General features: G+C 70.8%; 20 protein-coding genes. 14 read left to right on the top strand and 6 right to left on the bottom strand.

Features of this window, described 5'->3' with window-relative positions:
• The first annotated feature begins 7 nt into the window (after positions 1-7).
• The gene (locus B2K11_RS03605; RefSeq protein ID WP_163616913.1) at positions 8-553 is read left to right on the top strand and encodes a quercetin 2,3-dioxygenase; all 546 of its coding nucleotides are present in this window, start codon (positions 8-10) and stop codon (positions 551-553) included.
• 7 nt (positions 554-560) lie between these two features.
• Positions 561-1,346 (top strand): alpha/beta hydrolase, encoded by a 786-nt coding sequence (locus tag B2K11_RS03610; RefSeq protein ID WP_163616914.1) that lies wholly within the window; start codon positions 561-563, stop codon positions 1,344-1,346.
• 11 nt (positions 1,347-1,357) lie between these two features.
• Here B2K11_RS03610 and B2K11_RS03615 read toward each other — a convergent pair whose 3' ends face one another.
• Together B2K11_RS03615 and B2K11_RS03620 are read right to left on the bottom strand one after the other, a co-directional pair.
• A complete protein-coding gene (locus B2K11_RS03615) occupies positions 1,358-2,170 on the bottom strand; it encodes an IclR family transcriptional regulator (RefSeq protein ID WP_163616915.1) in 813 nt (270 codons plus the stop codon).
• A gap of 39 nt (positions 2,171-2,209) precedes the next feature.
• A complete protein-coding gene (locus B2K11_RS03620; protein ID WP_163616916.1) occupies positions 2,210-2,767 on the bottom strand; it encodes a carboxymuconolactone decarboxylase family protein in 558 nt (185 codons plus the stop codon).
• 92 nt (positions 2,768-2,859) lie between these two features.
• On the opposite strand from B2K11_RS03620, the gene B2K11_RS03625 reads away from it, so the two are divergent.
• From B2K11_RS03625 to B2K11_RS03650, 6 genes are all read left to right on the top strand, one after another.
• Complete coding sequence (locus B2K11_RS03625) at positions 2,860-3,774, top strand: alpha/beta hydrolase fold domain-containing protein (RefSeq protein WP_163616917.1); 915 nt, start codon at positions 2,860-2,862, stop codon at positions 3,772-3,774.
• The gene (locus tag B2K11_RS03630; RefSeq protein ID WP_163616918.1) at positions 3,771-4,532 is read left to right on the top strand and encodes an SDR family oxidoreductase; all 762 of its coding nucleotides are present in this window, start codon (positions 3,771-3,773) and stop codon (positions 4,530-4,532) included. The genes B2K11_RS03625 and B2K11_RS03630 overlap by 4 nt, the downstream gene beginning before the upstream one ends.
• Before the next feature lie 48 nt (positions 4,533-4,580).
• On the top strand, positions 4,581-5,366 hold the full coding sequence (locus B2K11_RS03635) for an SDR family NAD(P)-dependent oxidoreductase (RefSeq protein WP_163616919.1): 786 nt from the start codon (positions 4,581-4,583) through the stop codon (positions 5,364-5,366).
• Positions 5,367-5,442: 76 nt separating this feature from the next.
• Positions 5,443-6,318 (top strand): fumarylacetoacetate hydrolase family protein, encoded by an 876-nt coding sequence (locus tag B2K11_RS03640; RefSeq protein WP_163616920.1) that lies wholly within the window; start codon positions 5,443-5,445, stop codon positions 6,316-6,318.
• Positions 6,315-7,166, top strand: coding sequence for a fumarylacetoacetate hydrolase family protein (locus tag B2K11_RS03645; RefSeq protein WP_163616921.1), 852 nt, complete (start codon positions 6,315-6,317; stop codon positions 7,164-7,166). Before B2K11_RS03640 ends, B2K11_RS03645 begins: the two co-directional genes overlap by 4 nt.
• Before the next feature lie 93 nt (positions 7,167-7,259).
• Positions 7,260-10,079 (top strand): family 78 glycoside hydrolase catalytic domain, encoded by a 2,820-nt coding sequence (locus tag B2K11_RS03650; RefSeq protein ID WP_163616922.1) that lies wholly within the window; start codon positions 7,260-7,262, stop codon positions 10,077-10,079.
• A gap of 346 nt (positions 10,080-10,425) precedes the next feature.
• On the opposite strand, the gene B2K11_RS03655 is transcribed toward B2K11_RS03650, so the two are convergent.
• Complete coding sequence (locus B2K11_RS03655; protein ID WP_163616923.1) at positions 10,426-12,048, bottom strand: peptide MFS transporter; 1,623 nt, start codon at positions 12,046-12,048, stop codon at positions 10,426-10,428.
• Positions 12,049-12,156: 108 nt separating this feature from the next.
• On the opposite strand from B2K11_RS03655, the gene B2K11_RS03660 reads away from it, so the two are divergent.
• On the top strand, positions 12,157-13,410 hold the full coding sequence (locus B2K11_RS03660) for an FAD-dependent oxidoreductase (RefSeq protein ID WP_163616924.1): 1,254 nt from the start codon (positions 12,157-12,159) through the stop codon (positions 13,408-13,410).
• A gap of 66 nt (positions 13,411-13,476) precedes the next feature.
• Here the strand turns inward: B2K11_RS03660 and B2K11_RS03665 are convergent, their stop codons facing one another.
• Complete coding sequence (locus B2K11_RS03665; RefSeq protein ID WP_163616925.1) at positions 13,477-14,880, bottom strand: MFS transporter; 1,404 nt, start codon at positions 14,878-14,880, stop codon at positions 13,477-13,479.
• A gap of 257 nt (positions 14,881-15,137) precedes the next feature.
• Here B2K11_RS03665 and B2K11_RS03670 point away from each other — a divergent pair, with 257 nt between their 5' ends.
• A complete protein-coding gene (locus B2K11_RS03670) occupies positions 15,138-15,854 on the top strand; it encodes a GNAT family N-acetyltransferase (protein WP_163616926.1) in 717 nt (238 codons plus the stop codon).
• Between the two features lie 209 nt (positions 15,855-16,063).
• On the opposite strand, the gene B2K11_RS03675 is transcribed toward B2K11_RS03670, so the two are convergent.
• Both B2K11_RS03675 and B2K11_RS03680 read right to left on the bottom strand, forming a co-directional pair.
• Entirely contained in the window at positions 16,064-16,279 is a 216-nt protein-coding gene (locus B2K11_RS03675) for a hypothetical protein (protein WP_163616927.1), read from the bottom strand.
• Between the two features lie 2 nt (positions 16,280-16,281).
• Entirely contained in the window at positions 16,282-17,088 is an 807-nt protein-coding gene (locus B2K11_RS03680; protein ID WP_163616928.1) for an SDR family oxidoreductase, read from the bottom strand.
• Positions 17,089-17,336: 248 nt separating this feature from the next.
• Between B2K11_RS03680 and B2K11_RS03685 the strand changes: the two genes are divergently transcribed.
• From B2K11_RS03685 to B2K11_RS03700, 4 genes are all read left to right on the top strand, one after another.
• Positions 17,337-18,272 (top strand): cyclase family protein, encoded by a 936-nt coding sequence (locus B2K11_RS03685; RefSeq protein WP_163616929.1) that lies wholly within the window; start codon positions 17,337-17,339, stop codon positions 18,270-18,272.
• Positions 18,273-18,374: 102 nt separating this feature from the next.
• Positions 18,375-18,608, top strand: a complete 234-nt coding sequence (locus B2K11_RS03690) for a hypothetical protein (protein ID WP_163616930.1) — start codon at positions 18,375-18,377, stop codon at positions 18,606-18,608.
• 156 nt (positions 18,609-18,764) lie between these two features.
• Complete coding sequence (menC, locus tag B2K11_RS03695) at positions 18,765-19,928, top strand: o-succinylbenzoate synthase (protein ID WP_163616931.1); 1,164 nt, start codon at positions 18,765-18,767, stop codon at positions 19,926-19,928.
• Between the two features lie 56 nt (positions 19,929-19,984).
• A complete protein-coding gene (locus B2K11_RS03700; RefSeq protein ID WP_204259997.1) occupies positions 19,985-20,962 on the top strand; it encodes a hypothetical protein in 978 nt (325 codons plus the stop codon).
• Positions 20,963-21,089 lie beyond the last annotated feature (127 nt).

Genomic DNA, 21,089 nt, shown 5'->3' on the forward strand with positions numbered 1-21,089 from the left:
GGTAAGCATGACTCTTTTCCCCGTCGACGACCCCGACAAGGTCGCCTTCACCGGTGTCCTGCCCGCGGGGCCCCGTCCGTTCGTCCTCGGCGAGGGCCAGGGCGAGAAGTCCCTCGTCTTCGACCAGCTGTTCGAGATCCTGCTCTCGGGCGACGAGACCGACGACCAGTTCGGGGCCTGGACCATGAAGGCGCGTCAGGGCGACCGCATCCCCGCGCACGTCCACCTCAAGACGCACGAGTTCTTCTACGTCGTGGACGGCGAGATCTCGGTGTGGATGGATGACCAGGACGGCTACCACTCCAAGACCACGCTGACGACCGGCGACTTCGCCTACGTTCCGGCAGGGATCGTCCACGCCTTCAAGATCGAGAACACCACGACCGTGTTCGGTGCGGGCACCGCGGGCTTCGAGCGGTTCTTCCACGCCATCGGGCAGAAGACCGAGGCGGCCGAGCCGCAGGGCATCTTCGTGCCCGACTTCTCGGTGATGCGCGCGGCGGGGGAGAAGTACGCGACGATCTTCATGCCCGAGTTCCAGTTCCGCGACTGACCGCGCCATGTCCACGATCCTCGAGATCGACTTCGCACAGCCGTCCGGATTCCGACCGCTGTCGCTCGATCTGCGGACTCCGCCGGCCGCGGACGCCCCCGTCGTCGTGTTCCTGCACGGCGGCGGGTGGCTCCGCGGCAGCCGCAAGGTCTTCACGCCGGGGATCGGCGTCGAGGAGTCGTTCGACCGGATCGTGGCGGCGGGCTTCGCGGTCGCCTCGTGCGAGTACCGGCTGAGCGGCGAGGCGCTGTTCCCGGCGCAGCTGGACGATGTGGCGGCGGCACTGGCCTGGATTCACGCGCACGGCGCGGACCACGGCGTCGACGCCTCTCGCCTCGTACTGTGGGGAGTGTCGGCGGGCGCGACGCTGGCCGCCCTCACCGGGCTCGGCCGCGACGACGTGGGCGGGGTCGTGGACTGGTTCGGTCCCGCGGACCTGATCGCCCTGGCGCAGCACGACACCGGCGAGCCGCCGGCCGAGACGCGCGAGGCCCGCTGGCTGGGCGGTCCGGCGCCGGAGATCCCGGATGCCGCGCTCCAGGCGAGCCCGATCGCCCAGGTGCATGCCGGCTCGCCGCCGTTCCACATCTCGCACGGCACCGACGACGAGCACGTGCCGTTCGCGCAGAGCGCGTCGTTCGCCCGCGCGCTGCGCGCCGCCGGCGCCGACGTCGAGTTCCACCCGGTCGACGGCGGCCGGCACTTCTGGCAGGGGCTCGACGACACCGGGCCGGTGTTCGACCGCGCCATCGAATTCGTCGCGCGCGTCACCGCGCGCACGCAGCCGGGGTGAGGGCGATGCGCTCAGGTCGCGCGCAGCAGCCGCGAGATCTCGTCGGCGGTCGCGCGCAGGCGGGTCAGCAACGGGCCGCGCAGCGACGCGAGGTCGTGGCGCGACGAGGCGACGGCGATGTTGATGGCCGCGGCGGGCTTCGCGTCGCGGCCGAACACCGGCACCGACACCGACCGCAGGCCCGCGGCGACCTCCTCGTCCTGCAGTGCGTAGCCCTGCTCGCGGATCACGGCGAGGCGTTCGCGCAGCTGGTCGAGCGAGGTCGCGGCGTTGGGGCCGGCATCCGTTCCGAAATCGTGGCGCGCCAGCGTCGCGGCGAGCTCCGCGTCGCTGAGGTAGGCGAGCAGCAGCTTGCCCATCGACGTGTACGCGGCGGGCAGCGTCGAGCCCACCTGGATGTTCGCGGTGACGAGATCGGAGTTGCGCAGTCGCGCGAGGTACAGCACCTGGTCGCCGACGAGGACGCCGAGGTTCACGGTCTCGCCGGACTCCTCGGCGAGGTGACGCAGCGGCTGCTCGCTGAGCTGGACGAGGCTCGATCCGCGCAGCGCCGCCGATCCGAGCAGGAGCACGGCGACGCCGGGACGGATGCTGCCGTCGGGCAGGCGCTCGAGATAGCCGCCCTCTTCGAGCGTCGCGACGACGCGGAAGGCGGTCGGCATGGGGATGCCCGTGCGATCGCAGATCTCGCGCAGCTTGAGCGAGGTCACCGACTCGTCGAACAGACGCAAGACGTCGAGGCCTTTCGCGAGGGCCTCGATGCGATAGCGACTGTGGGCCTTGTCGCCGTCCCCGGTAGCGGGCGCCTCGTCCGGTGCTTTCATCGTGTGAAACCGTATCTGCTGGTCAGGGCTGCTGCAATGTCACGGGCGCACGCGGAAGACGCGGAGCTGCAACGCGAGCGTGGCGTAGTAGCCGACGAGCACCGTCAGCTCGAACACGACCTCGGGGCCGAGGGTGACGGATGCCGCGTGCCAGGCGTCGTCGTCGAGGTCTCCGTCGAGCAGCTGCTGGGTGGCAGCTGCCACGGCGGCCTCGTCGCCGGCGAACGACGAGGTGTCGCCGGCGCGCAGAGCGGCGAGTTCGGAGGACGTGAGCCCCGCCGCGGTCCCGACGGCCTCATGTGCCTCTCGCTCGAAGTCGCTGTCCCACCGCGCGGCGACGAGCAGGATCGCCATCTCCCGGGCGCGGGAGCTGAGCGCACCGCGGTACCGGATCGTCGCGCCGACGTCCTGCAGGGCGCCGCCGAGCTCGGGCACCAAGAGGAAGGCGTTGAAGGGACCGCGCAGCGAGCCGTCGGCGCGCGTCAGCGCGAAGTGCTGCGGCCCCTGGGCTCGCGGCCCGCCGGTGATGGCGTCGTACAGCTCGCGTTGTGCGCCGGCAAGGGCGCCGGGTGGGAACGGAGGCAGGCGCTCGGTCATCGTGCTCCTTCATTTGACGGACCGCTCCGATCAGCATACATTCGGTAGACGAAACTGACTTTCATCCAATGAACTCACCTGAGAGAAGTGTCATGGCCGACACCCTTCCCATCACGGACGTCGAACTCAGCGCGGCGGAGCACGACTTCCGCCTGCGGGTGTATCCCGCACCGCAGCCCGATGGCACCGTGCTCGTCTGGCTCCACGGCGGCGCCTTCATGTTCGGCGACTTCGACATGCCCGAGGCCGATGAGACGGCGCGGCAGCTCGCGCGCCGCGGCACGACCGTCGTCTCGCTCGACTACACGCTCGCGCCGACCGACGCGATCCCGGCGCTGCCCGTACCCGAGCCGGTCGAAGGGATGCCGTCCCCGGAAGAGCTCATCGCGTCGTACGGCGGTGACCGGGCACGGGCGCCGTATCCGGTCGCGTCGCTCCAGGCCGTCGCGGCGTTCGATTGGGCGCGCGCTCATGCGGCGGAGTTCGGCGGGCGCACGGATGCCGTGGCGATCGGCGGTGCGAGCGCCGGAGGCAATCTCGCGGCGGGCGCCGCGCTGCGGCTGCGCGACCGGGGCGCGGCCGGTCTGCTGGCGCAGGTGCTCGTGTACCCGGTGCTGCACGCGGTGCTGCCCGAGCCGGACGACGAGCTCGCCGCGATCCTCGCGCAGCAGCCGCCCGCACTGCGGTTCCCGCCGGAGGCGACGCGGGCGATCAACGCGAACTACCTCGGCGGCGCGTCGCCGGACGAGCTCTACGCATTCCCCGGTGGTCACCGTGTGCGCGGAGCGGCGCCGGCGCTCGTCGTGGCCAGCGAGGGCGACGAACTGCGGCCGTCGGCCGAGGCCTACGTCGGGGACCTCGCCGGCAGCGGCGTCGACGTCGAGTACGTCAAGGAGCGCGGCGCGATCCACGGATACCTGAACGTGGTCGGCGACGTCACCGCCGCACGCACCGCGGACCGCATCTCGCGCTTCCTGAACGAGCGCGCCGCCGAGGCGAACGCATGAACGGGGACTGGCTCGGGCTCGGCGGGTCGCGCGTGCTCGTCGCCGGCGCCGGCGGCATCGGCGGCGCCTGCGCGCTCGCGTATGCGGGTGCCGGGGCATCCGTCGCCGTCGTCGACCGCGATCAGCGCGCTCTGGACGCGATCGGCGCGGAGCTCGCGGCGACCGGCTCGCCCTTCGAGCTGATCCAGGCGGATCTCACCGAGCACGGGGCGGGGAAGCGCGTGGTCGCCGAAGCCGTCGAACGGCTGGGCGGGCTCGATGTGCTGCTGCACGCCGTCGGGGTCAACGACCGCCGCCCGATCCTCGAGTTCACGGAGGACGAGTGGGACCACATCCTCCGCGTGAACCTGTCGTCGCTGTTCGGCCTGGCCCAGGCCGCGGGGCGGCACATGGTCGGCCAGGGCCACGGTCGCGTGCTCGCGCTGTCGAGTGTCTCGGGGCTCCTCGCGCACCACTCGCACGGTCCGTACGCCGCCTCCAAGGGAGGCATCAATCAGCTGCTGCGCGTCATGGCGCGCGAGTGGGCGTCCGCAGGGGTCACCGTCAACGCGCTCGCCCCCGGCTACATCGAGACGCCGCTGACCGCGGGTCACCTGTCCAAGCCGGGCAAGCGGGAGGAGCTGGAGAGCCTCGTCCCCGCCGGCCGGCTCGGCACCCCGGACGAACTCACCGGCCCTGCGCTCTTCCTGTCCTCACGTCATGCCGGATTCGTCACCGGCCATGTCATGTACATCGACGGCGGGCGCACGCTCGTCTGACAACTGCCGGTCCCCGAGCTCGTCGAGGGACGGAACGAAGGAGACACCATGACCGACCCGCAGATCTATCCGCGCTTCGCTGGGAAGACCGTGCTCGTCACCGGCGCCGGCACCGGCTTCGGCGCAGAGATCGCCGTTCGCGCCGCGCAGGAGGGTGCGAAGGTCGCCGTGCACTACCGCTCGTCGAAGGCGGGCGCCGAGGCGACGCTGCAGCGTATCCGCGAGGCGGGCAGCGACGGCATCCTGGTCCAGGCCGACATCGGCTCGTGGGACCAGATCAAGCGCATGGCCGACGAGGTGTGGGCGGCTTTCGGGACTCTCGACGTGCTCGTGAACAACGTCGGCGACGTCTCGAGCGAGCAGATGAACTGGGACGAGCTCACGCAGGAGGCCCTCGACGCGGTCATCGACATCGACGTCAAGGGGACGCTCCTCATGACCCATGAGTTCGGCGAGCGGATGCTGGACCAGGGGCACGGCAATATCGTCCAGGTCGGCTCGACCGTGATCGTGCGGGGCTCCGCCCGCGCACCGCAGTACGCGGCCGCGAAGTACGCCATCCTCGGCATCACGAAGTCGTATGCGAAGGCGTTCGCCCCCGCGGTGCGCGTCAACACCTTCGCGCCGGGATTCATGGAGACCGAGCGGCTGCTGAACCGCGAGGACTGGAAGAACGGCCGCCGCGAGGTGCTGCTCTCGCAGACGCCGATGGGCGTCATCCCGCCGCCCGAGTTCGTCACCGGCGCCTGCCTGTGGCTCGCGACCGACGAGGCAGCCCATCTGACCGGCGGCTACATGCTCGCCGACGGCGGATTCAACATGGTCGGCGCCTGAGCGCGGGCCCACCCCCTCTCCTTCGGTCGTTGAGCGAGCGAAGCGAGACGAAACGCACTGAACCAAGGAGAAACCAATGAAGCTCATCACCTTCGACGGCGGCCGCGTGGGCCGTCTGGAACTCGAGGAGGGCGTGGTCATCGAGCTCGACGTGCCCTCGACCCGCGAGTACTTCGAGCGCGGCGGCAAGGTCACCGAGACCGGTGAACGCCTCGCGTACGCCGACGTCCGGCTCGAGGCGCCGATCCGCCCCAAGAAGTTCTTCCACACCGCCGGCAACTTCGCCGACCACCACAACGAGCTGACCGCCGTGGACTGGTCGCACCCCGTACACAAGGGCATCGTGTTCTTCCAGAACGTCGACGCGATCATCGGCCCGGGTGACGACATCGTGTACCCCGATCACCTGACCAAGGAGATGGACTACGAGCTCGAGCTGGCGATCGTGATCGGCAAGTCCGGCAAGTTCTTCGGCCCCGACGAGGCCGATGACTACATCGCGGGCTTCACGGTGTTCAACGACATCTCCGCGCGCGACATCCAGCGCAAGGAGATGGAGTCCGGCGTCTTTTCGTTCTCGAAGGCCATCGACACGTTCTGCCCGATCGGCCCGTGGATCGTCACGCGCGACGAGGTGCCCGACATGCACGAGCTGCCGATGCAGCTGCGGGTCAACGGCGAGGTGCGCCAGCAGGGCAACACGAACCAGACCCGCATCAAGTTCCCGCACCTGGTGGCGTACCACTCGCCGCAGACCTACACCGCCGGCGACCTCATCACGACCGGCACCATCTCGGGCGTCGCCGCCGTGCAGCCGAATCCGTTCGACTTCTACCTCAAGCCCGGCGACGAGATCGAGGCCGAGATCACCGGCATCGGCACGCTCCGCAACCGGGTGATCAGCTGGGAGGACCGCTACGGCGAGCCCGCTCCGCAGCGGGTCGACTGGTGAGGCTCGCCAACCTCGCCGGCCGCGCCGCCCTCGTCATCGACGGCGGCGCGGTCGACGTCGAGACCGCGTCGGACGGACGCTTCGGCCCAGACCCCCAGGCGCTGTTCGACGACTGGCCGGCGTTCGCGGAGTGGGCTGAGACGGTTCCGGATGCTGCGCCCGCGGCATCCGTCGCGTTCGACGTCACCGACCTCGGCGCGCCGGTGCCGCGTCCGCGGCAGGTGTTCGCCATCGGCCTGAACTATGCCGAGCACGCCGCGGAGGCGGGCTACCCGCCAGACTCGATGCCCGTCACCTTCACCAAGTTCCCGTCGTCGATCGTGGGGCAGCAGGCCGTGGTCGAGCTGCCTGAAGGCAACGTGGACTGGGAGGTCGAGCTCGTCGTCGTGATCGGGCGCGAGGCGCACAAGGTCGACCGCGAGAGCGCCTGGGATCACGTCGCCGGGCTGACCATCGGCCAGGATCTGTCGGAGCGCATCACCCAGCTGCAGGGTTCCGCGCCGCAGTTCAGCCTCGGCAAGTCGTTCCCGGGCTTCGGTCCCACCGGGCCGTGGCTGGTGACCCCCGACGAGTTCGCCGATCGCGACGACCTCGCCATCTCGTGCCGCCTGTCGGACGAGACCATGCAGTCCTCTCGGACGTCGATGATGCTCTACGACGTGCCCGAGCTGCTCGTGCGGCTCTCGGCCGTCTGCCCGCTGCTGCCCGGCGACATCGTCTTCTCGGGCACGCCGGCCGGCATCGGCAACCGTCGCACACCGCCGCGGTTCCTCACGCCCGACGACGTGCTGGTGAGCGAGATCGAGGGCATCGGCACGCTCACCACACGCTTCACCGTCGCCGACTGACCGCTGGCCGACTGACCGCCCAGGCGCCTGGCCGCGACCTCCCGACCGCCTGGCCGATGAGCCCGTTGAAGCGTCCGAGATTTGCGAGGATCCATGACCCCGTACGACCTGCGCGTCGAGTACCTGCACGCGCCGATCGGCGTCGGCACCCGCGAGCCCCGGTTCTCGTGGCTGGTCGACCTCGTCCAGGACGCCTTCGAGCTGGAGGTGTCCACCGGCGGACGGGTCGTCTGGGCGAGCGGTCCGGTGGACGGCTCGAACGCCGGACTCGTCGCCTACGCGGGGGAGCGGCTCGCCTCGAACAGCGCCTGCCGATGGCGCGTGCGCAGCAGGTCGTCCGAGGGCGATTGGTCGGAGTGGGCGGCGTCGACGTTCGAGATGTCCCTCCTCGATCCCGCGGACTGGTCGGCGGAATGGGTCGAACCCGCGCAGCAGGAGGCCGTCGTCGAACGGTGGAGCATCGTGGACTGGGTCCGAGGGCTCGGCCCCGAGGCGCCGCCCGAGGAGCGACTTCGGCCGCCGCAACTGCTGCGCCACGGGTTCCAGGTCGGCCCGGGCGCGGTGCGCGCCCGGCTGTTCGCCACCGCTCGCGGTGTGTACTCGGCGTTCGTCAACGGCCACCGCGCCGACGACGCTGTGCTCGCGCCGGGCTTCGACAGCTACGCGCAGCGCATCTCGTTCTCGTCGTCCGATGTGACGGCGGCGCTGACCGAGGGCGAGAACGTGCTCGGAGTCGCGCTGGCCGACGGCTGGTGGGCCGGCCGCATCGGTCTCACCGGATCGAGCGCGCAGTTCGGCACCCGCACGTCGGCGATCTGGCAGCTGCACATCGACTACGCCGACGGCACCACGCAGGTCGTGGCATCGTGCTCCGACGTGCGCAGCACGACGGGGCCCTGGGCGTACGCCGACCTGTTCGTCGGCGAGCGTTTCGACCGCCGTGCCGAGCCGCTGGGATGGCGCAGTCCGGGATTCGACGACGGCGAATGGATGCCGGTGGCCGAGGCCGGCGCCGACCACCGGCTTCTCGTGCCCTTCCGCGGCGAGCCCGTTCGCCGCGTGCTCGAGGTCGCTCCCGTCGCCCTCGTCGAGACAGCGGACGGCACGATCGTGGACTTCGGCCAGGTGCTCGTCGGACGCCTGCGGCTGCGGCTGCGCGACGCGGCGCCGGGGCAGGAGATCGTGCTCGAGCACACCGAGACGCTCGCCGCCGACGGCTCGTGGTTCGAGAACATCGTCGGCATCAACAAGGAGCAGACCGATGTCTATGTCGCCGCGGGCGGCGCCAGCGAAGGGGGTCGAGAACGCGCCGAGGAGTGGGAGCCTGAGTTCACGTTCCACGGCTTCCGGTACGCGAGGATCAGCGGGCTGACGGCCGCGCTCGTCGCTGATGACGTGGTCGCCGTGGTGCTGGCCAGCGACCTGGAGCAGACCGGCTCGTTCGCGTCATCCGATCCGCGCCTGAACCGCCTGCACGAGAACGTGGTGTGGAGTCAGCGCGGCAACTTCCTCTCGGTGCCCACCGACTGCCCGCAGCGGGAGCGGGCCGGGTGGACGGGCGACATCCAGGCGTTCGTCGGCACCGCGACCGACAACGCGCAGGTCGTTCCGTTCCTCTCGCGCTGGCTCGACAACGTGCGCGCCGACCAGCTGCCCGACGGGCGGATCCCGATCTTCTCGCCGCGCTCGCCGTTCGACGCCGAGGCGGCGGCCGCGGCGCAGGGCATCGGCTCGATCGTCGCGGCGGCCGGCTGGAGCGACGCCATCGCGATCGTGCCGTGGACCCTGTACGAGCGCACCGGAGACCGTCGCGTGCTCGAGGAGAACTACGAAGCGATGCTCCGCTGGATCGAGTACCAGCGCGCGACCGCCGCGGCGGAGCTGCCCGAGGCGCTCGCCGGCACCGAACTCGCGGACGAGCGCAGGCGCGCGCAGTCATCGCTCTACAACACCGGCCTGCACTTCGGAGACTGGCTGACTCCGAGCACGATGGAGGGCCGCCCGGTGCACGAGGCGATCGGGATCGCCCCGGCGCTCACCAGCGAGTATCTCGCGCCGATGTTCCAGGCGCGGACGCTGACGATCGCCGCGCGCGCTGCAGCGGTTCTCGGACGGGATGCGGAAGCCGCAGCCTTCGCCGCGCGTGCTGCCGAGGTGCGCGCGGCCTTCGCCGCCGAGTACATCGACGCCGACGGCGTCCTCCCCGTGCACCTGCAGGGGGTGTACGTCCTCGCGCTCGCCTTCGACATGGTCCCGCCCGGGCTGCGTGCCCGCACGGCGGCGCGGCTCGTGGAGCTCATCCGCAAGCGAGGGAACCGGCTCGACACCGGATTCCTCTCCACGCCGTACCTGCTCGACGTGCTGTGCGACAACGGCTACTCCGACGTCGCACGCACGCTGCTGTGGCAGTCCGAGATGCCGTCGTGGCTCTATGAGATCGACCGCGGAGCGACGACGATCTGGGAGACGTGGGATGCGATCTCACCGGACGGCGAGATCCGGCCCATGTCGTTCAACCACTACGCGCCGGGCAGCGTCGACGACTGGCTGTACCGCCGGGTCGCCGGCATCCGCTCCACCTCGCCCGGCTACCGCACCGCGGTGATCGAGCCCGATTTCGATGCGGGCGTGGACGAGGTGCGCGCCCATGTCGGCACGCCCTTCGGCCGATTGGCTGTGGAGTGGACGAGCACGGCGGGCGCTGCTGCTGGGCGCACGCGGCCGGAGGCTCCGCTCTACTCGCCAGCGGGGTCGGCGCTTGGGGGGTCCGCGGGGACGGCACGCGGAGGGGGCGTGGGGACCGTCACCGTCGACGTGCCGTTCGGCGTCACGGCCCGTCTCGTCGCGGGTGGTGTCGACGTCGCGCTCCCGCCGGGGCGCAGCACCCACGCGATCGAGCTCGGCGGATCGTGACACCGCCGGCGGATATCGCCCGATAGCTCGCGCACCTCCTCCACAGGGCGGTCGTGCGCTCTGTGCAGACGGCGCTATCCACAGGCGAGAAAAGAGCTTTGATCTGGGGTTCAAATGTCGGAGGCCCCCATCAGAATGGGTGCATGACGAACCTCGCCGCCGCCCTCACTCTGGTGGTGTCAGTGCGCGAGGAAGACCTGTCCACCGGCCGCGGCCGCGCACACCGGCCCGACGATGACGAGCCGATCTCGCTCGCCGCGGCCCGGCACATCGCGTGCGTCGGCGCGGTGCAGCGGGTCGTGTTCGGCAACTCCTGGACAGCGTCACTCCGCGGCGGCGCCGAGCCTCAGCGCACGCCGCGCATCATCTTCAGCACCGGCTTGGCGGCGGCGAGGAGCGCGAGGCCGAGCACGATCGCGATGCCGCCGAGGATCGTGAAGTACGGCACCTCGTTCGTGGGGTCGTAGAACTGCGCGAGCCAGCCGGCGATCGCGGTGCCAAGGGCGATCGAGAGGAAGTACAGCGCGACCATCTGGGTGTGGAACCGCTGAGGCGCGAGCTTCGTGGTCACCGACAGCCCCGGGGGCGAGATGAACAGCTCGGCGATCGTGAACACCAGGAGGATCAGGACGATCGCGAGGAGCGGCGTGGAGTTCGGCGCACCGTTCGCCCACGGCAGGAACAGCAGGAAGGCGACGCCCATGATCATCGCGCCGAGGGAGAACTTCACCGGCGCTGAGGGTGCCCTGTCGCCGAGTTTGGTCCAGACGGCGGCGAAGACGCCCGACAGGATGATCACGAAGATCGGGTTGATCGAGTTCACCCACGACACCGGCATCTCCCAGCCGAGGATCGTCCGATCGAGCTGCTTGTCGGAGTAGATCGTCAGCACCGTGAACTGCTGCTGGTACAGCGACCAGAATCCGACGTTCACGACGAACAGCGGGATGAAGCCGATGACACGCGAGCGATCGTCGGCGGTGATGGCGCGCGAGGAGATGATGACGGAGAAGTAGGCGATCGCCGCGGCGAGCGTGACGAGGATCACGATGCCGGCGAGGTTGTCGGCACGGATCACGCCCGTCAGCACGAGCACCACGATGAGCAGCAGTCCGGCGACGCCGATGCCGATCATCACGCCGCGGCGGTTGGCGGGCAGGGGGTTCGCCACCACACGCGACGACGCGGGAAGCTGCTTGCGCCCGAACGAGTATTGGATGAGGCCGATCGCCATGCCGACCGCGGCGGCGCCGAAGCCCCAGTGGAACCCGACGTTGCTCTGCAGGAACCCGGTGACGATCGGCCCGAGGAACGCACCCAGGTTGATGCCGAGGTAGAACAGCGAGAATCCCGCGTCGCGTCGCGGATCCTTCGGGGAGTAGAGCGTGCCGACGACCGCGGTCGCGTTCGCCTTCAGGCCGCCCGATCCGACGGCGACGAGGATGAGGCCGACGCCGAGCCCCCACACGCTCGGGAGCAGGGCGAGCGCGATGTGACCGGCCATGATCACCCAGGCGCTGAAGAACAGCACCCGCTCCGAGCCGAGCAGGCGGTCGGCGACCCACGCGCCGAGGATCGTCGACAGGTAGACCGTGCCGCCGTACGCGCCGACGATGCCGGTGGCGGTCGCCTCCGGGATGCCGAGCCCGCCGTCCGCGACGGAGTAGTACATGTAGATGAGCAGGATGCCCTGCATGCCGTAGAAGCTGAACCGCTCCCACATCTCGACGCCGAAGATGTGCGCGAGCGCCCAGGGCTGTCCGAAGAACCTCGCGTCGTGGTCGGCCCCGTCGTCCGGTGCGGTGGTTCCCGCTGCGTCAGTTCCGCTCGCCGCAGCGACGGTGCCGGTCCTCGTGGCGTCGCCCGCCGCCGTCGCGCCGTCCGGCGGCCCTACGGGCACCTGCTCGGGCTCGCCACTGCCGGGTCGAGTCCCGTCGTCGTCCTGAAAGCCCTGATCACGCCCGCTCATCGCCCGCTCCCGTCGCCCCGGTGACGTCAGGCTAGCGACCGGGCGCACGAGCCGATAGACCCACCTCGGGCCCTAGTCTGAGCACGACCCCTCACAGGACGGCGCCACATGCGGATCGGAATCATCGGCGGGGGAGCGGCGGGACTCGCGACCGCGTGGCTGCTGGAGCGCGATCACGAGGTGACGCTGTTCGAGCGGGACGACCGCTTCGGCGGTCATGCGCACACGGTCGACATCGAGGTCGACGGGCAGCGGATCCCCGTCGACGCGGGCTTCCAGTTCTTCGCGCCGAGTGCGGCTTACGCGACCTTCAACCGGCTGCTCGACGCGCTCCAGGTCTGCCGCGAGTCGTACCCGGCGACCCTCACCGTGGCCGGCAGCGACGGCACCGGACCGACCGCGATGCCGCCGTTCCGCGGGGTGCGTCCGGTGCGGTCGTCGTTGCGTCCCGAAGCGATCGGCCGGCTGCTGCGCTTCCGATCGTTCCTCGCCGGGATTCCGGCGTTCCTCGCCGAGCACGACACCACCGTCACCATCGCGGAGTACATCGAGCGCAAGCGGCTGCCTCGGTCGTTCGTCGACGGCTTCCTGCTCCCGCTCCTGCTCGCATTCTGGTGCGTCGACCTCGCCGACTTCCGCCGCTTCTCGGCCTACAACGCGCTCTACTACCTCGGAGCCAACCTCCCGAGGGGTCTTCGGCCGCCGGTACAGAGCCAGATCCCGGGCGGACTCCGCGTCTACGTCGAGGCCCTCATCGCCTCCTTCGAGCGGGCGACGCTGCACTCCGGCTCACCGGTCGAGTCCGTCACGCGGGAAGGCGACGGCACTCTCGGGATCGAGGCGGGCGGGGTACGGCATCCGTTCGACCATCTCGTGTTCGCGTGCAGCGCCCGCCAAGCCCATGCGCTGCTTGCTCACCTTCCCGAAGTCGCCGAGCTGACGCAGCAGCTTGCGAGGTTCGACTACTTCACGACGACGATCGCGATCCACGGTGACCGAAGGCTGATGCCGCGCGACGAGGCGGCGTGGTCGGTGGTGAACATCCGCGCGGATGCCGCGCACAGCTCGCTGTCGATCTGGGATCCGGCGCGCGGGCTCCCGGTCTTCAAGAGCTGGGTCACGTACGACGACGTGCTTCCGGAGCCCCTCTATGCCACCGCGACCTACGAGCACGGCCTGATCGACACCGCCTACTTCGACGCCCAGCGGCGGCTGCGCCCGCTCCAGGGGCGCCACGGGATCTCGCTCGCCGGGCTCTATACCGCCGACGCCGACTCGCACGAGAGCGCGATCCTGTCGGCGGTGGCCGTCGCCGAGCGGCTCGCCCCGGACTCCCTCCGCCTCGCGCGCCTGCGGGGCTGACCCGGGTACGTCCTGACGGGCTCAGGCGCTTACGCGACCCCGGCCGGGTGCGCGCACGTCAGGAGGTCACTCGCGGAGGGACGGATGCCGCTCCTCGGGCGCGTGATGGCGCGGGATGAACAGGGCCACCACGAGGGCGACGATCGCGGCGGCCCCGCCGAGGATCAGCGACAGGGTGAAGCCGGTCGTCGTCGGGACCGGGACGCCTTCGAAGTCGACGGTGTAGGTGGCCAGCACCGCGCCGATGACCGCCGCGGCGGTGCTGGTGCCGAGCGAGCGGAACAGGGCATTGAGGCCGTTCGACGCGCCGGTCTCGCTCTGCGGGACCGAGCGCATGATGAGCATCGGCATCGAGGCGTACCCGAAGCCGATGCCGGCACCGATGAGGATGTTCGCGACGAGGATGTGCCACACCTCGGAGGAGAACAGCAGCGTGAAGCCGTAGGCCGCGATCAGCGAGAGCGCGCCGAGCAGCAGCAGGAGCTTGGGTCCGGTGCGGAACGCGATGCGACCGGCGATCGGCGACAGCAGCATCATGACGATCCCGGAGGGCATGACGATCAGGCTCGCGACCAGCAGCGACAGCCCGAACCCGGCGCCGGTCGCAACGGGCAGCTCGAGCATCTGCGGGTACACGACGTTCGAGGCGAAGAGCGAGAACCCCATCGCCACCGAGGCGATGTTCGTGAGCAGCACCGCGGGCCGGGCGGCGACCCGCAGGTCGAGCAGCGGCTCGTCGATGCGCAGCTCGAACCATCCCCAGAGCAGCAGCACGACCAGACCACCGAGTCCGCACACCAGCACCGGCGGGGACCCCCAGCCCCATTCGTTGCCGCGCGAGATCGCCAGCAGGATGCCGATGAGGCCGACCGCGAGTCCAGCGGCGCCGAGGTAGTCGAATCGGCCGGCGGTGCGCAGCACGCTGACCGGCACGATCCAGAGGACGAGCGCGAACACGACGACGCCGAGGCCGGCCGCCATCCAGAACAGCAGGTGCCAGTCGCTGCGCTCGGTGATGAGCGCGCTGATCGGCAGGCCGAGCGCGCCGCCGACGCCGAGCGTCGCGCTCATGAAGGCGATCGCGGAGTCGACGCGGTCCTCATGCAGCACGTCGCGCATGATCGAGATGCCGAGCGGTACCACGCCGACGATGGCGCCCTGCAGCGTGCGTCCGACGATGATGCCGACGATCCCTGGCGACAGTGCCGCCACGACCGAGCCGGCGACCATCACTGCGACGAGCACGAGCACGATGCGGCGCTTGCCGTACATGTCGCCGAGTCGCCCCGAGATCGGGGTGATCACGGCGGCCGCCAGCAGCGTCGAAGTGACCACCCACGCCGTGTCCTCGCGGCTGGAGTTCAGCAGCTCCGGCAGCTTGGACTGGATGGGCACCATGAGGGTGAACATGAAGGACGAGCACAGGCCCGCGACCGCCAGGACGGCGACGATGGCGCCCTGCCGAGGCATCCGGGTGAGTCTTCTTCTCGCGTCCTCATCACCCGTGCCCATCGCTTCAGGCTATCGGCGCTCCGGGGCATCGGCTCCGGGGCAGGTGCGCCGCGGCATCCGGTTGTTGAGCGAGCGAAGCGAGACGAAACGCGTGGGTGTGCCGTCAGCGCCGCGCTCAGGCGTTTCGTCTCTGCATTTCGACTCGCAAGCTCGCTCAACGACCGCGTTCCTCGCTCGCGCAACGACGTCTGATTGCACCGGAGTACCGTGAAGGGATGGCCGAGACCGCGACGCCGCCCGGCATCGACATCCGCCCGCTCGACACCGTCGACGAGGTCCACCGTGCCTCGGAGGTGCTCGCCGAAGTGTGGGGCGGCGACCGCGGCGGCATGCCGCCGAACCTGCTGCGGGCCCTCGCGCACTCCGGCAACTACGCGGTCGGCCTGTACGACGGGGATCGCATGGTCGGGGCATCCGTCGCCTTCTTCGCCGTGCCCTCGGCGCGCTCGATGCACAGCCACATCACCGGCGTGCTGACCGACCACCAGTCTCAGGGGCTCGGCCGCGTGCTGAAGCAGCATCAGCGGGAGTGGGCGCTCTCCCGCGAGGTCGGGCACATCACCTGGACCTTCGACCCGCTCGTCGCCCGCAACGCGCACTTCAACCTCCGGGTGCTCGGCACGCGCGTCACCGAGTACCTCGTGAACCACTACGGTCCGATGGACGACGGCGTCAACCGCGGCGACGAGACGGACCGCATCATGGTGTCGTGGGCGCTCGCCGCGCCGCCCGTGCCGACACCCGGCGACGACCGCGTGGTCGCGTCGGTCGGGATCCCGCACGACATCGAGGCGATGAGGCGCGAAGCGCCGACGGATGCCGCATCCTGGCGCCTTCGGGTACGCGAAGAGCTCACCGGGCACCTGGCCGAAGGCCTCGTGATCGGCGGCTTCGACGACGCGCGCGGCTACCTGCTCGTTCTCGGTCGTTGAGCGAGCGCGCGGACTCCGATCCCCGGTCGTTGAGCGAGCGAGCGCGGACTCCGATTCCCGGTCGTTGAGCGAGCGCGCGCGGACTCCGATTCCCGGTCGTTGAGCGAGCGCGCGCGGACTCCGATCCCCGGTCGTTGAGCGAGCGAGCGCCAGCGAGCGAGACGAAACGCCTCGAGCACGCCGAAGACGTTTCGTCTCGCTTCGCTCGCTCAACGACCGGGTGGCTCCTTCGTGGGGTCGCCGGGTCGCACGTCGGCGTCGTCGCGGATGTCGATGCGTGTGACGCCGTCGCGGTGCGTGACGTCGATGCGCGGGTCGGCGTCGGACTCCACCGCGTCCGGTGCCGAGGTCAGCTGGTCGCGCCGCTTCTCCTCGTCGGTCATGCCGGTGCCGTCGGTCTCGTCGGTGTTGTCAGGGGCGTTCATGGTCATCCTTTCCGCCACTCGTCGCTCTTCAGGTGGGAACCTGCCTGCGGGCCCATCTGCAGCATCCCGCCGTCGACGGTCCAGCTCGCGCCGGTCACGTAGCTGGCCGCCGGAGACGCGAGGAACGCGACGACCGCGGCGATCTCGTCGGGCTTTCCTGGGCGCCCGAGCGGGATGCCCGGGCGGCGGGTGCGCTCGGCGTCCTCGGGTTCCTGATCGGTCAGCGGCGTCGCGATCTCGCCCGGAGCGACGGCGTTCGCGGTGATCGCATGCTCGCCGAGCTCCTGAGCCATGGTCTCGATGAGGCCGCCGAGGCCGTGCTTGGCGGCGACGTACGCCGCCGACCCCACGCGCGGCTGCGTCTCGTGCACGCTCGTGATCGCGACGAGGCGCCCGCCGGCGCCCGCGCGCACCATGTGCCGGGCGGCCGCCTGAAGTCCGGCGAAGGCGCCGTCGAGGTTGAGGGCGACGACCTGACGCCAGTCCTCGATCGAGACCTCGAGGAACGGTCCGCCCGAACCGCCGCCCGCGTTGTTCACGAAGACGTCGAGCCCGCCGAGACGCTCGACGAGCCCGTCGATCGTGCCCGCGACCTCGTCGAGCCTGGTGGCGTCGAACCGCGTCACCTCGGCCCGCTGCCCGCGCTCGCGCACGGCGGCGGCAGTGCGTTCGGCGCCCTCCTCGTCGCTGTGCCACGTGATGCCGACGTCGAGCCCCGCGTCGGCCAATGCCAGCGCGGTCGCCTGCCCGATGCCCGAGTCCGAGGCGGTCACGATCGCGTGCCGCGGGGCGAAGTCGAAGGTGTCCATGCGCCCGACGCTACGAGCGTGCTCGGAGAGCGCGCACGGGGTTGCCATCGGGACGACGACCGGCTACTGGTCCTCGGCGCGCTTACGGGCGGTTCGCACACCGCCGGCGAGGCACCCCGCGGTGCCGGGTGGCGCGGCCGGGCGCACCGCAGCTGAACTGCCCTTCCGCAGGCGGAATCCTGCCCACTTCGTCCTGCGGAAGCGTGAATCTCCTGCGCAACAACCCCTGCAGTCGTAGGCTCTCGCCCATGCCTCCCGCACCCGAGTACCGCGCGCACTTCGACTTCGACATCCGCTTCGCCAACGGGGGCGGCCTGTCGGGCACGGGGTTCCGGCTCGACCTGCCCTCGCCCGAGCTCACGCAGGACGAGATCGCGCGCCTGCTGATCGTGCACCTCGGGCTCGCGCTCGTCGACGAGGTGGAGCTGCGCGGCCTTCGGGTCGTCGAGGAGGCGCACCGTGGCAGCCGCGGCGTCGAGACGGTTCCGGATGCCGCAGCTTACGGCTCGTCGACCCGCATCGTGGATCTCAGCCATCCGATCCGGGCCGGTCTCGTGACGTACCCGGGGCTCCCCGCGCCGACAATCACACCCCACCTCACCCGTGAGGACTCGCGTGCCCGCTACGCGCCGGGCACCGAGTTCGCGATGGACGTCATCCACATGATCGGCAACACCGGCACGTACCTCGACTCGCCGTTCCACCGGTACGCCGCCGGCCCCGACCTGGCAGGCCTCGACATCTCGTCGCTCGTCGGCCTTCGCGCCGAGGTGTTCCACCTCGAGGACGCGTGGGATGTCGGGCGCCGAGGCATCCGTTCGTCCACGCTCGCCGATCGTGACGTGCGTGGAGCCGCCGTGCTGCTGCACACCGGCTGGGACCGGTGGTTCGGGCAGCCGGAGTACGGGACCGGCGCGCCGTACCTCACCGGCGAGGCCGCGCAGTGGCTCGTCGATGCCGGCGCGGTGCTCGTGGGCATCGACTCGGTCAACATCGACGACACCGAGTCGGGAGGTGAGCGGCCCGCGCACAGCCTGCTGCTCGGCGCCGGTGTGCACGTCGTGGAGCACCTCACGAACCTTGCGGCACTGCCGCCGCGCGGCGCGCGGTTCACCGCGGCCCCGCCCGCGGTCGAGGGCTTCGGCACGTTCCCGGTGCGCGCCTTCGCCGAGCTCCCCGCCTGACCTGTCAGGAATCGCGAAAGGGTAGATTTCCTCACGCCCGCGCGCGCGGAAATCTACCCTTTCGCGATTCCGGATGTCGGAACCCCCTCGTACCGTGAAGACATGGACGCGGTACGTGTGACGTATCAGCCCCGGCATGCGGGCCTCTTCTCGTGGGAACGAGGAGAAGAGATGCGCGAGCACATCGAGACACTGATCATCGCCCTAGGCGACGGGTGGCGGCACACGGAGCACCGCACCGCACCGCGGGAGCCCCGACGCCGTCGGCCCCGCATCGCACGGTCGACCTACATCCCGGTCCGGCGCGACGTCGTCGACGCGCGCTTCGCCCACTGACCCCGTCAGCCACGAACTTCGCGTACGTCTCGTGGGGCGAGATCGCCGACGCGCTCGGGCTGAAGGTCGACACCGCACCGCGCAACGACCCGCGCTTCCGCTGAGGGCCGTGCGCCCGGCCGCCGTGGGGGCGGCGGCCGGGCGTACGCTGAGCGCATGCCCATCGCCCGGCCTGCGGCATCCGTCGCCCTCGAAGGATTCGAGCTGCGGGTGCTGCACCTGCCGCTCGTCGCCCCCTTCACGACGTCGTTCGGGACCGAGACGGTGCGCGAGGTGATCGTCGTCCGCGCGCTGACGTCCGGTGGCGACGGGTGGGGCGAGATCGTCACACAGGCCGACCCGCTGTACTCCAGCGAGTACACGCAGGGCGCGTGGGACGTCGCGCTGCGCTTCCTCGTGCCGGCGCTGCTCGACGGTGCCGTGGGCGACCGTGCCGTCCGTGAGCCCGGCCTGCTCGCCCCCGACGACGTCGCGGGAGTGCTCGAGCCCTTCAAGGGTCACCGCATGGCGAAGGCCGGGCTCGAGCTGGCGGTGCTCGATGCCGCCCTCCGTGCCGAGGGCCGGAGTCTCGGCGAGTACGTCGGCGCGGTGCGCGACCGCGTGCCGAGCGGGGTCTCCGTGGGCATCCAGCGCGACCCCGCAGCCCTCGTCGACACCGTGCGCGGGTATCTCGACGAGGGGTACGTGCGCATCAAGATCAAGATCAAGCCCGGTCGCGACGTCGGCGATACGGCGGCGGTGCGCGACGCCTTCGGCACGATCCCGCTTCAGGTCGACGCGAATTCGGCCTACACGCTGGCGGATGCCGACACCCTGGCCGAGCTCGACCGCTTCGACCTCCTCCTGATCGAGCAGCCGCTGCAGGAGGACGACCTCGTCGACCACGCGACGCTGGCCCGGCGCCTCCGCACGCCGGTGTGCCTGGACGAGTCGATCGTGTCCGACAAGGCCGCGGCCGACGCGCTGGCGCTGGGCTCGGCATCCGTCGTCAACATCAAGGCGGGACGGGTCGGCGGCTACCTCGAAGCGGTCCGCATCCACGATCGCTGCCTCGCCGCCGGAGTGCCGGTGTGGTGCGGCGGCATGCTCGAGACCGGCATCGGGCGGGCCGCCAACGCCGCGCTCGCCGCCCTCCCGGGTTTCACACTGCCGGGCGACGTGTCGGCGTCGAGCCGTTTCTACACGCGTGACATCGTGACTGAGCCTGCGGTGCTCGAGGACGGTCACGTGCGCGTGCCGACAGGCCACGGCCTCGGCGTAGAGATCGATCCCGTGGCGCTCGACGATTTCACCGTCGCCCGCGAGACGCTGACGCGGTAGCCGCCGGAGCCCCCGTGATGTCCGCCGTGAGTGCCGTTCCCAGGAAGGCGGAACGGATGCCGCGGCCGGCCGCTTCGCCGGGGGCACAGCTCGCCGCGGCCCTGAGAACGGCACGGGTCACGGCGCGCACCCGGCGCATCGCGGCGGGGGCGATGGTGGCGGCAGGCCTCGTGCTCTCTGGATGCGCCGGACCGCCCGCGGTGAGCCCCGACCCCGCATCCACCCTTCCGCCCGCTGTGAGCCCCGACCCCGCATCCACCCTGCCGGAGGGGGTGACCGTCGAGCTCGCGCAGCTGCGCGCCGACGTCGCGCCGCGGCAGGCGCAGGTGCGCGTCGCGAACGGGTCCGACATCGCCCTCAAGGTGAGGGGTGTGCGGGTCGACGATCCGCGGTTCGAAGGCTCGGCGACCCGGGTGATCCCCGATCGCGCGAGCACGATCCCCCCTGGTGGCCTCGTCGACATCCGCGTGCAGCTGCCGCCCGTCGACTGCACGGCGCCCGACGACGGAGAGGCGGAGGTGGTGCTCGAGATCGTCGGGGAGTCGTCGTCGGCCGAGGTCACGGTGCCCGCTCCCGATGCGCTGGGCTTCCTGGCTCCGCTGCACGCCCGCGAATGCCTTCAAGAGCGGATGTCGGATGCTGCGACCCTGGCGTTCACCGGCTTCCAGCCGTCGGCGCCCGGTGAGCCCGCCGCGCTCGAGCTGACGGTGACCCCCGCCGGCGCGGGCGAGGCCACCGTCGTCGGGCTGGAGCGCACGAACCTGCTGGAGTTCGCCGGCTCGTCCGCGCAGGGCGAGCTGTATCCGCTCGACCTGCACGTCGCGGCCACGGACACGGAGCCCGTCGTCGTGCAGATCCCGCTGCTGCCGTTCCGCTGCGACCCGCACGCGGTGCTGGAGGACAAGCGCGGCACGATCTTCGATGTGCGCGTGGAGCACGAGGGCGAGTCCGGCGAGTTCACGCTGTTCGTCGGCGACGATCTGCGCGGCCGGATCCTCACGTGGGTCGGCGACTGGTGCGGCTTCGGCAGCTGATCGGGTTCGTCTCGCCGGCGCTCGCTCGACGGACGGCCGAGGCCCGGGCTCAACGTCGCGGTCGTCGGATCGAACGCGCTCGAGGTGCCCGTCGAGCGATCGCTTCGGACGTCGACGGCATGCCAAC

It is taken from the genome of Microbacterium sp. B35-30 (genome assembly GCF_010634855.1).
Classification (GTDB): Bacteria; Actinomycetota; Actinomycetes; order Actinomycetales; family Microbacteriaceae; genus Microbacterium.

What these genes read in the sequence shown, in the direction of transcription:
- B2K11_RS03700 (WP_204259997.1), top strand. Translation starts at nt 19,985, where the DNA reads ATGCCGCGGCCGGCCGCTTCGCCGGGGGCACAGCTCGCCGCGGCCCTG.
- B2K11_RS03620 (WP_163616916.1), bottom strand. Translation starts at nt 2,767, where the DNA reads ATGACCGAGCGCCTGCCTCCGTTCCCACCCGGCGCCCTTGCCGGCGCA.
- B2K11_RS03680 (WP_163616928.1), bottom strand. Translation starts at nt 17,088, where the DNA reads ATGGACACCTTCGACTTCGCCCCGCGGCACGCGATCGTGACCGCCTCG.
- B2K11_RS03605 (WP_163616913.1), top strand. Translation starts at nt 8, where the DNA reads ATGACTCTTTTCCCCGTCGACGACCCCGACAAGGTCGCCTTCACCGGT.
- B2K11_RS03625 (WP_163616917.1), top strand. Translation starts at nt 2,860, where the DNA reads ATGGCCGACACCCTTCCCATCACGGACGTCGAACTCAGCGCGGCGGAG.
- B2K11_RS03615 (WP_163616915.1), bottom strand. Translation starts at nt 2,170, where the DNA reads ATGAAAGCACCGGACGAGGCGCCCGCTACCGGGGACGGCGACAAGGCC.
- menC (WP_163616931.1), top strand. Translation starts at nt 18,765, where the DNA reads ATGCCCATCGCCCGGCCTGCGGCATCCGTCGCCCTCGAAGGATTCGAG.
- B2K11_RS03670 (WP_163616926.1), top strand. Translation starts at nt 15,138, where the DNA reads ATGGCCGAGACCGCGACGCCGCCCGGCATCGACATCCGCCCGCTCGAC.
- B2K11_RS03630 (WP_163616918.1), top strand. Translation starts at nt 3,771, where the DNA reads ATGAACGGGGACTGGCTCGGGCTCGGCGGGTCGCGCGTGCTCGTCGCC.
- B2K11_RS03650 (WP_163616922.1), top strand. Translation starts at nt 7,260, where the DNA reads ATGACCCCGTACGACCTGCGCGTCGAGTACCTGCACGCGCCGATCGGC.
- B2K11_RS03665 (WP_163616925.1), bottom strand. Translation starts at nt 14,880, where the DNA reads ATGCCTCGGCAGGGCGCCATCGTCGCCGTCCTGGCGGTCGCGGGCCTG.
- B2K11_RS03610 (WP_163616914.1), top strand. Translation starts at nt 561, where the DNA reads ATGTCCACGATCCTCGAGATCGACTTCGCACAGCCGTCCGGATTCCGA.
- B2K11_RS03640 (WP_163616920.1), top strand. Translation starts at nt 5,443, where the DNA reads ATGAAGCTCATCACCTTCGACGGCGGCCGCGTGGGCCGTCTGGAACTC.
- B2K11_RS03685 (WP_163616929.1), top strand. Translation starts at nt 17,337, where the DNA reads ATGCCTCCCGCACCCGAGTACCGCGCGCACTTCGACTTCGACATCCGC.
- B2K11_RS03690 (WP_163616930.1), top strand. Translation starts at nt 18,375, where the DNA reads ATGGACGCGGTACGTGTGACGTATCAGCCCCGGCATGCGGGCCTCTTC.
- B2K11_RS03660 (WP_163616924.1), top strand. Translation starts at nt 12,157, where the DNA reads ATGCGGATCGGAATCATCGGCGGGGGAGCGGCGGGACTCGCGACCGCG.
- B2K11_RS03675 (WP_163616927.1), bottom strand. Translation starts at nt 16,279, where the DNA reads ATGAACGCCCCTGACAACACCGACGAGACCGACGGCACCGGCATGACC.
- B2K11_RS03655 (WP_163616923.1), bottom strand. Translation starts at nt 12,048, where the DNA reads ATGAGCGGGCGTGATCAGGGCTTTCAGGACGACGACGGGACTCGACCC.
- B2K11_RS03635 (WP_163616919.1), top strand. Translation starts at nt 4,581, where the DNA reads ATGACCGACCCGCAGATCTATCCGCGCTTCGCTGGGAAGACCGTGCTC.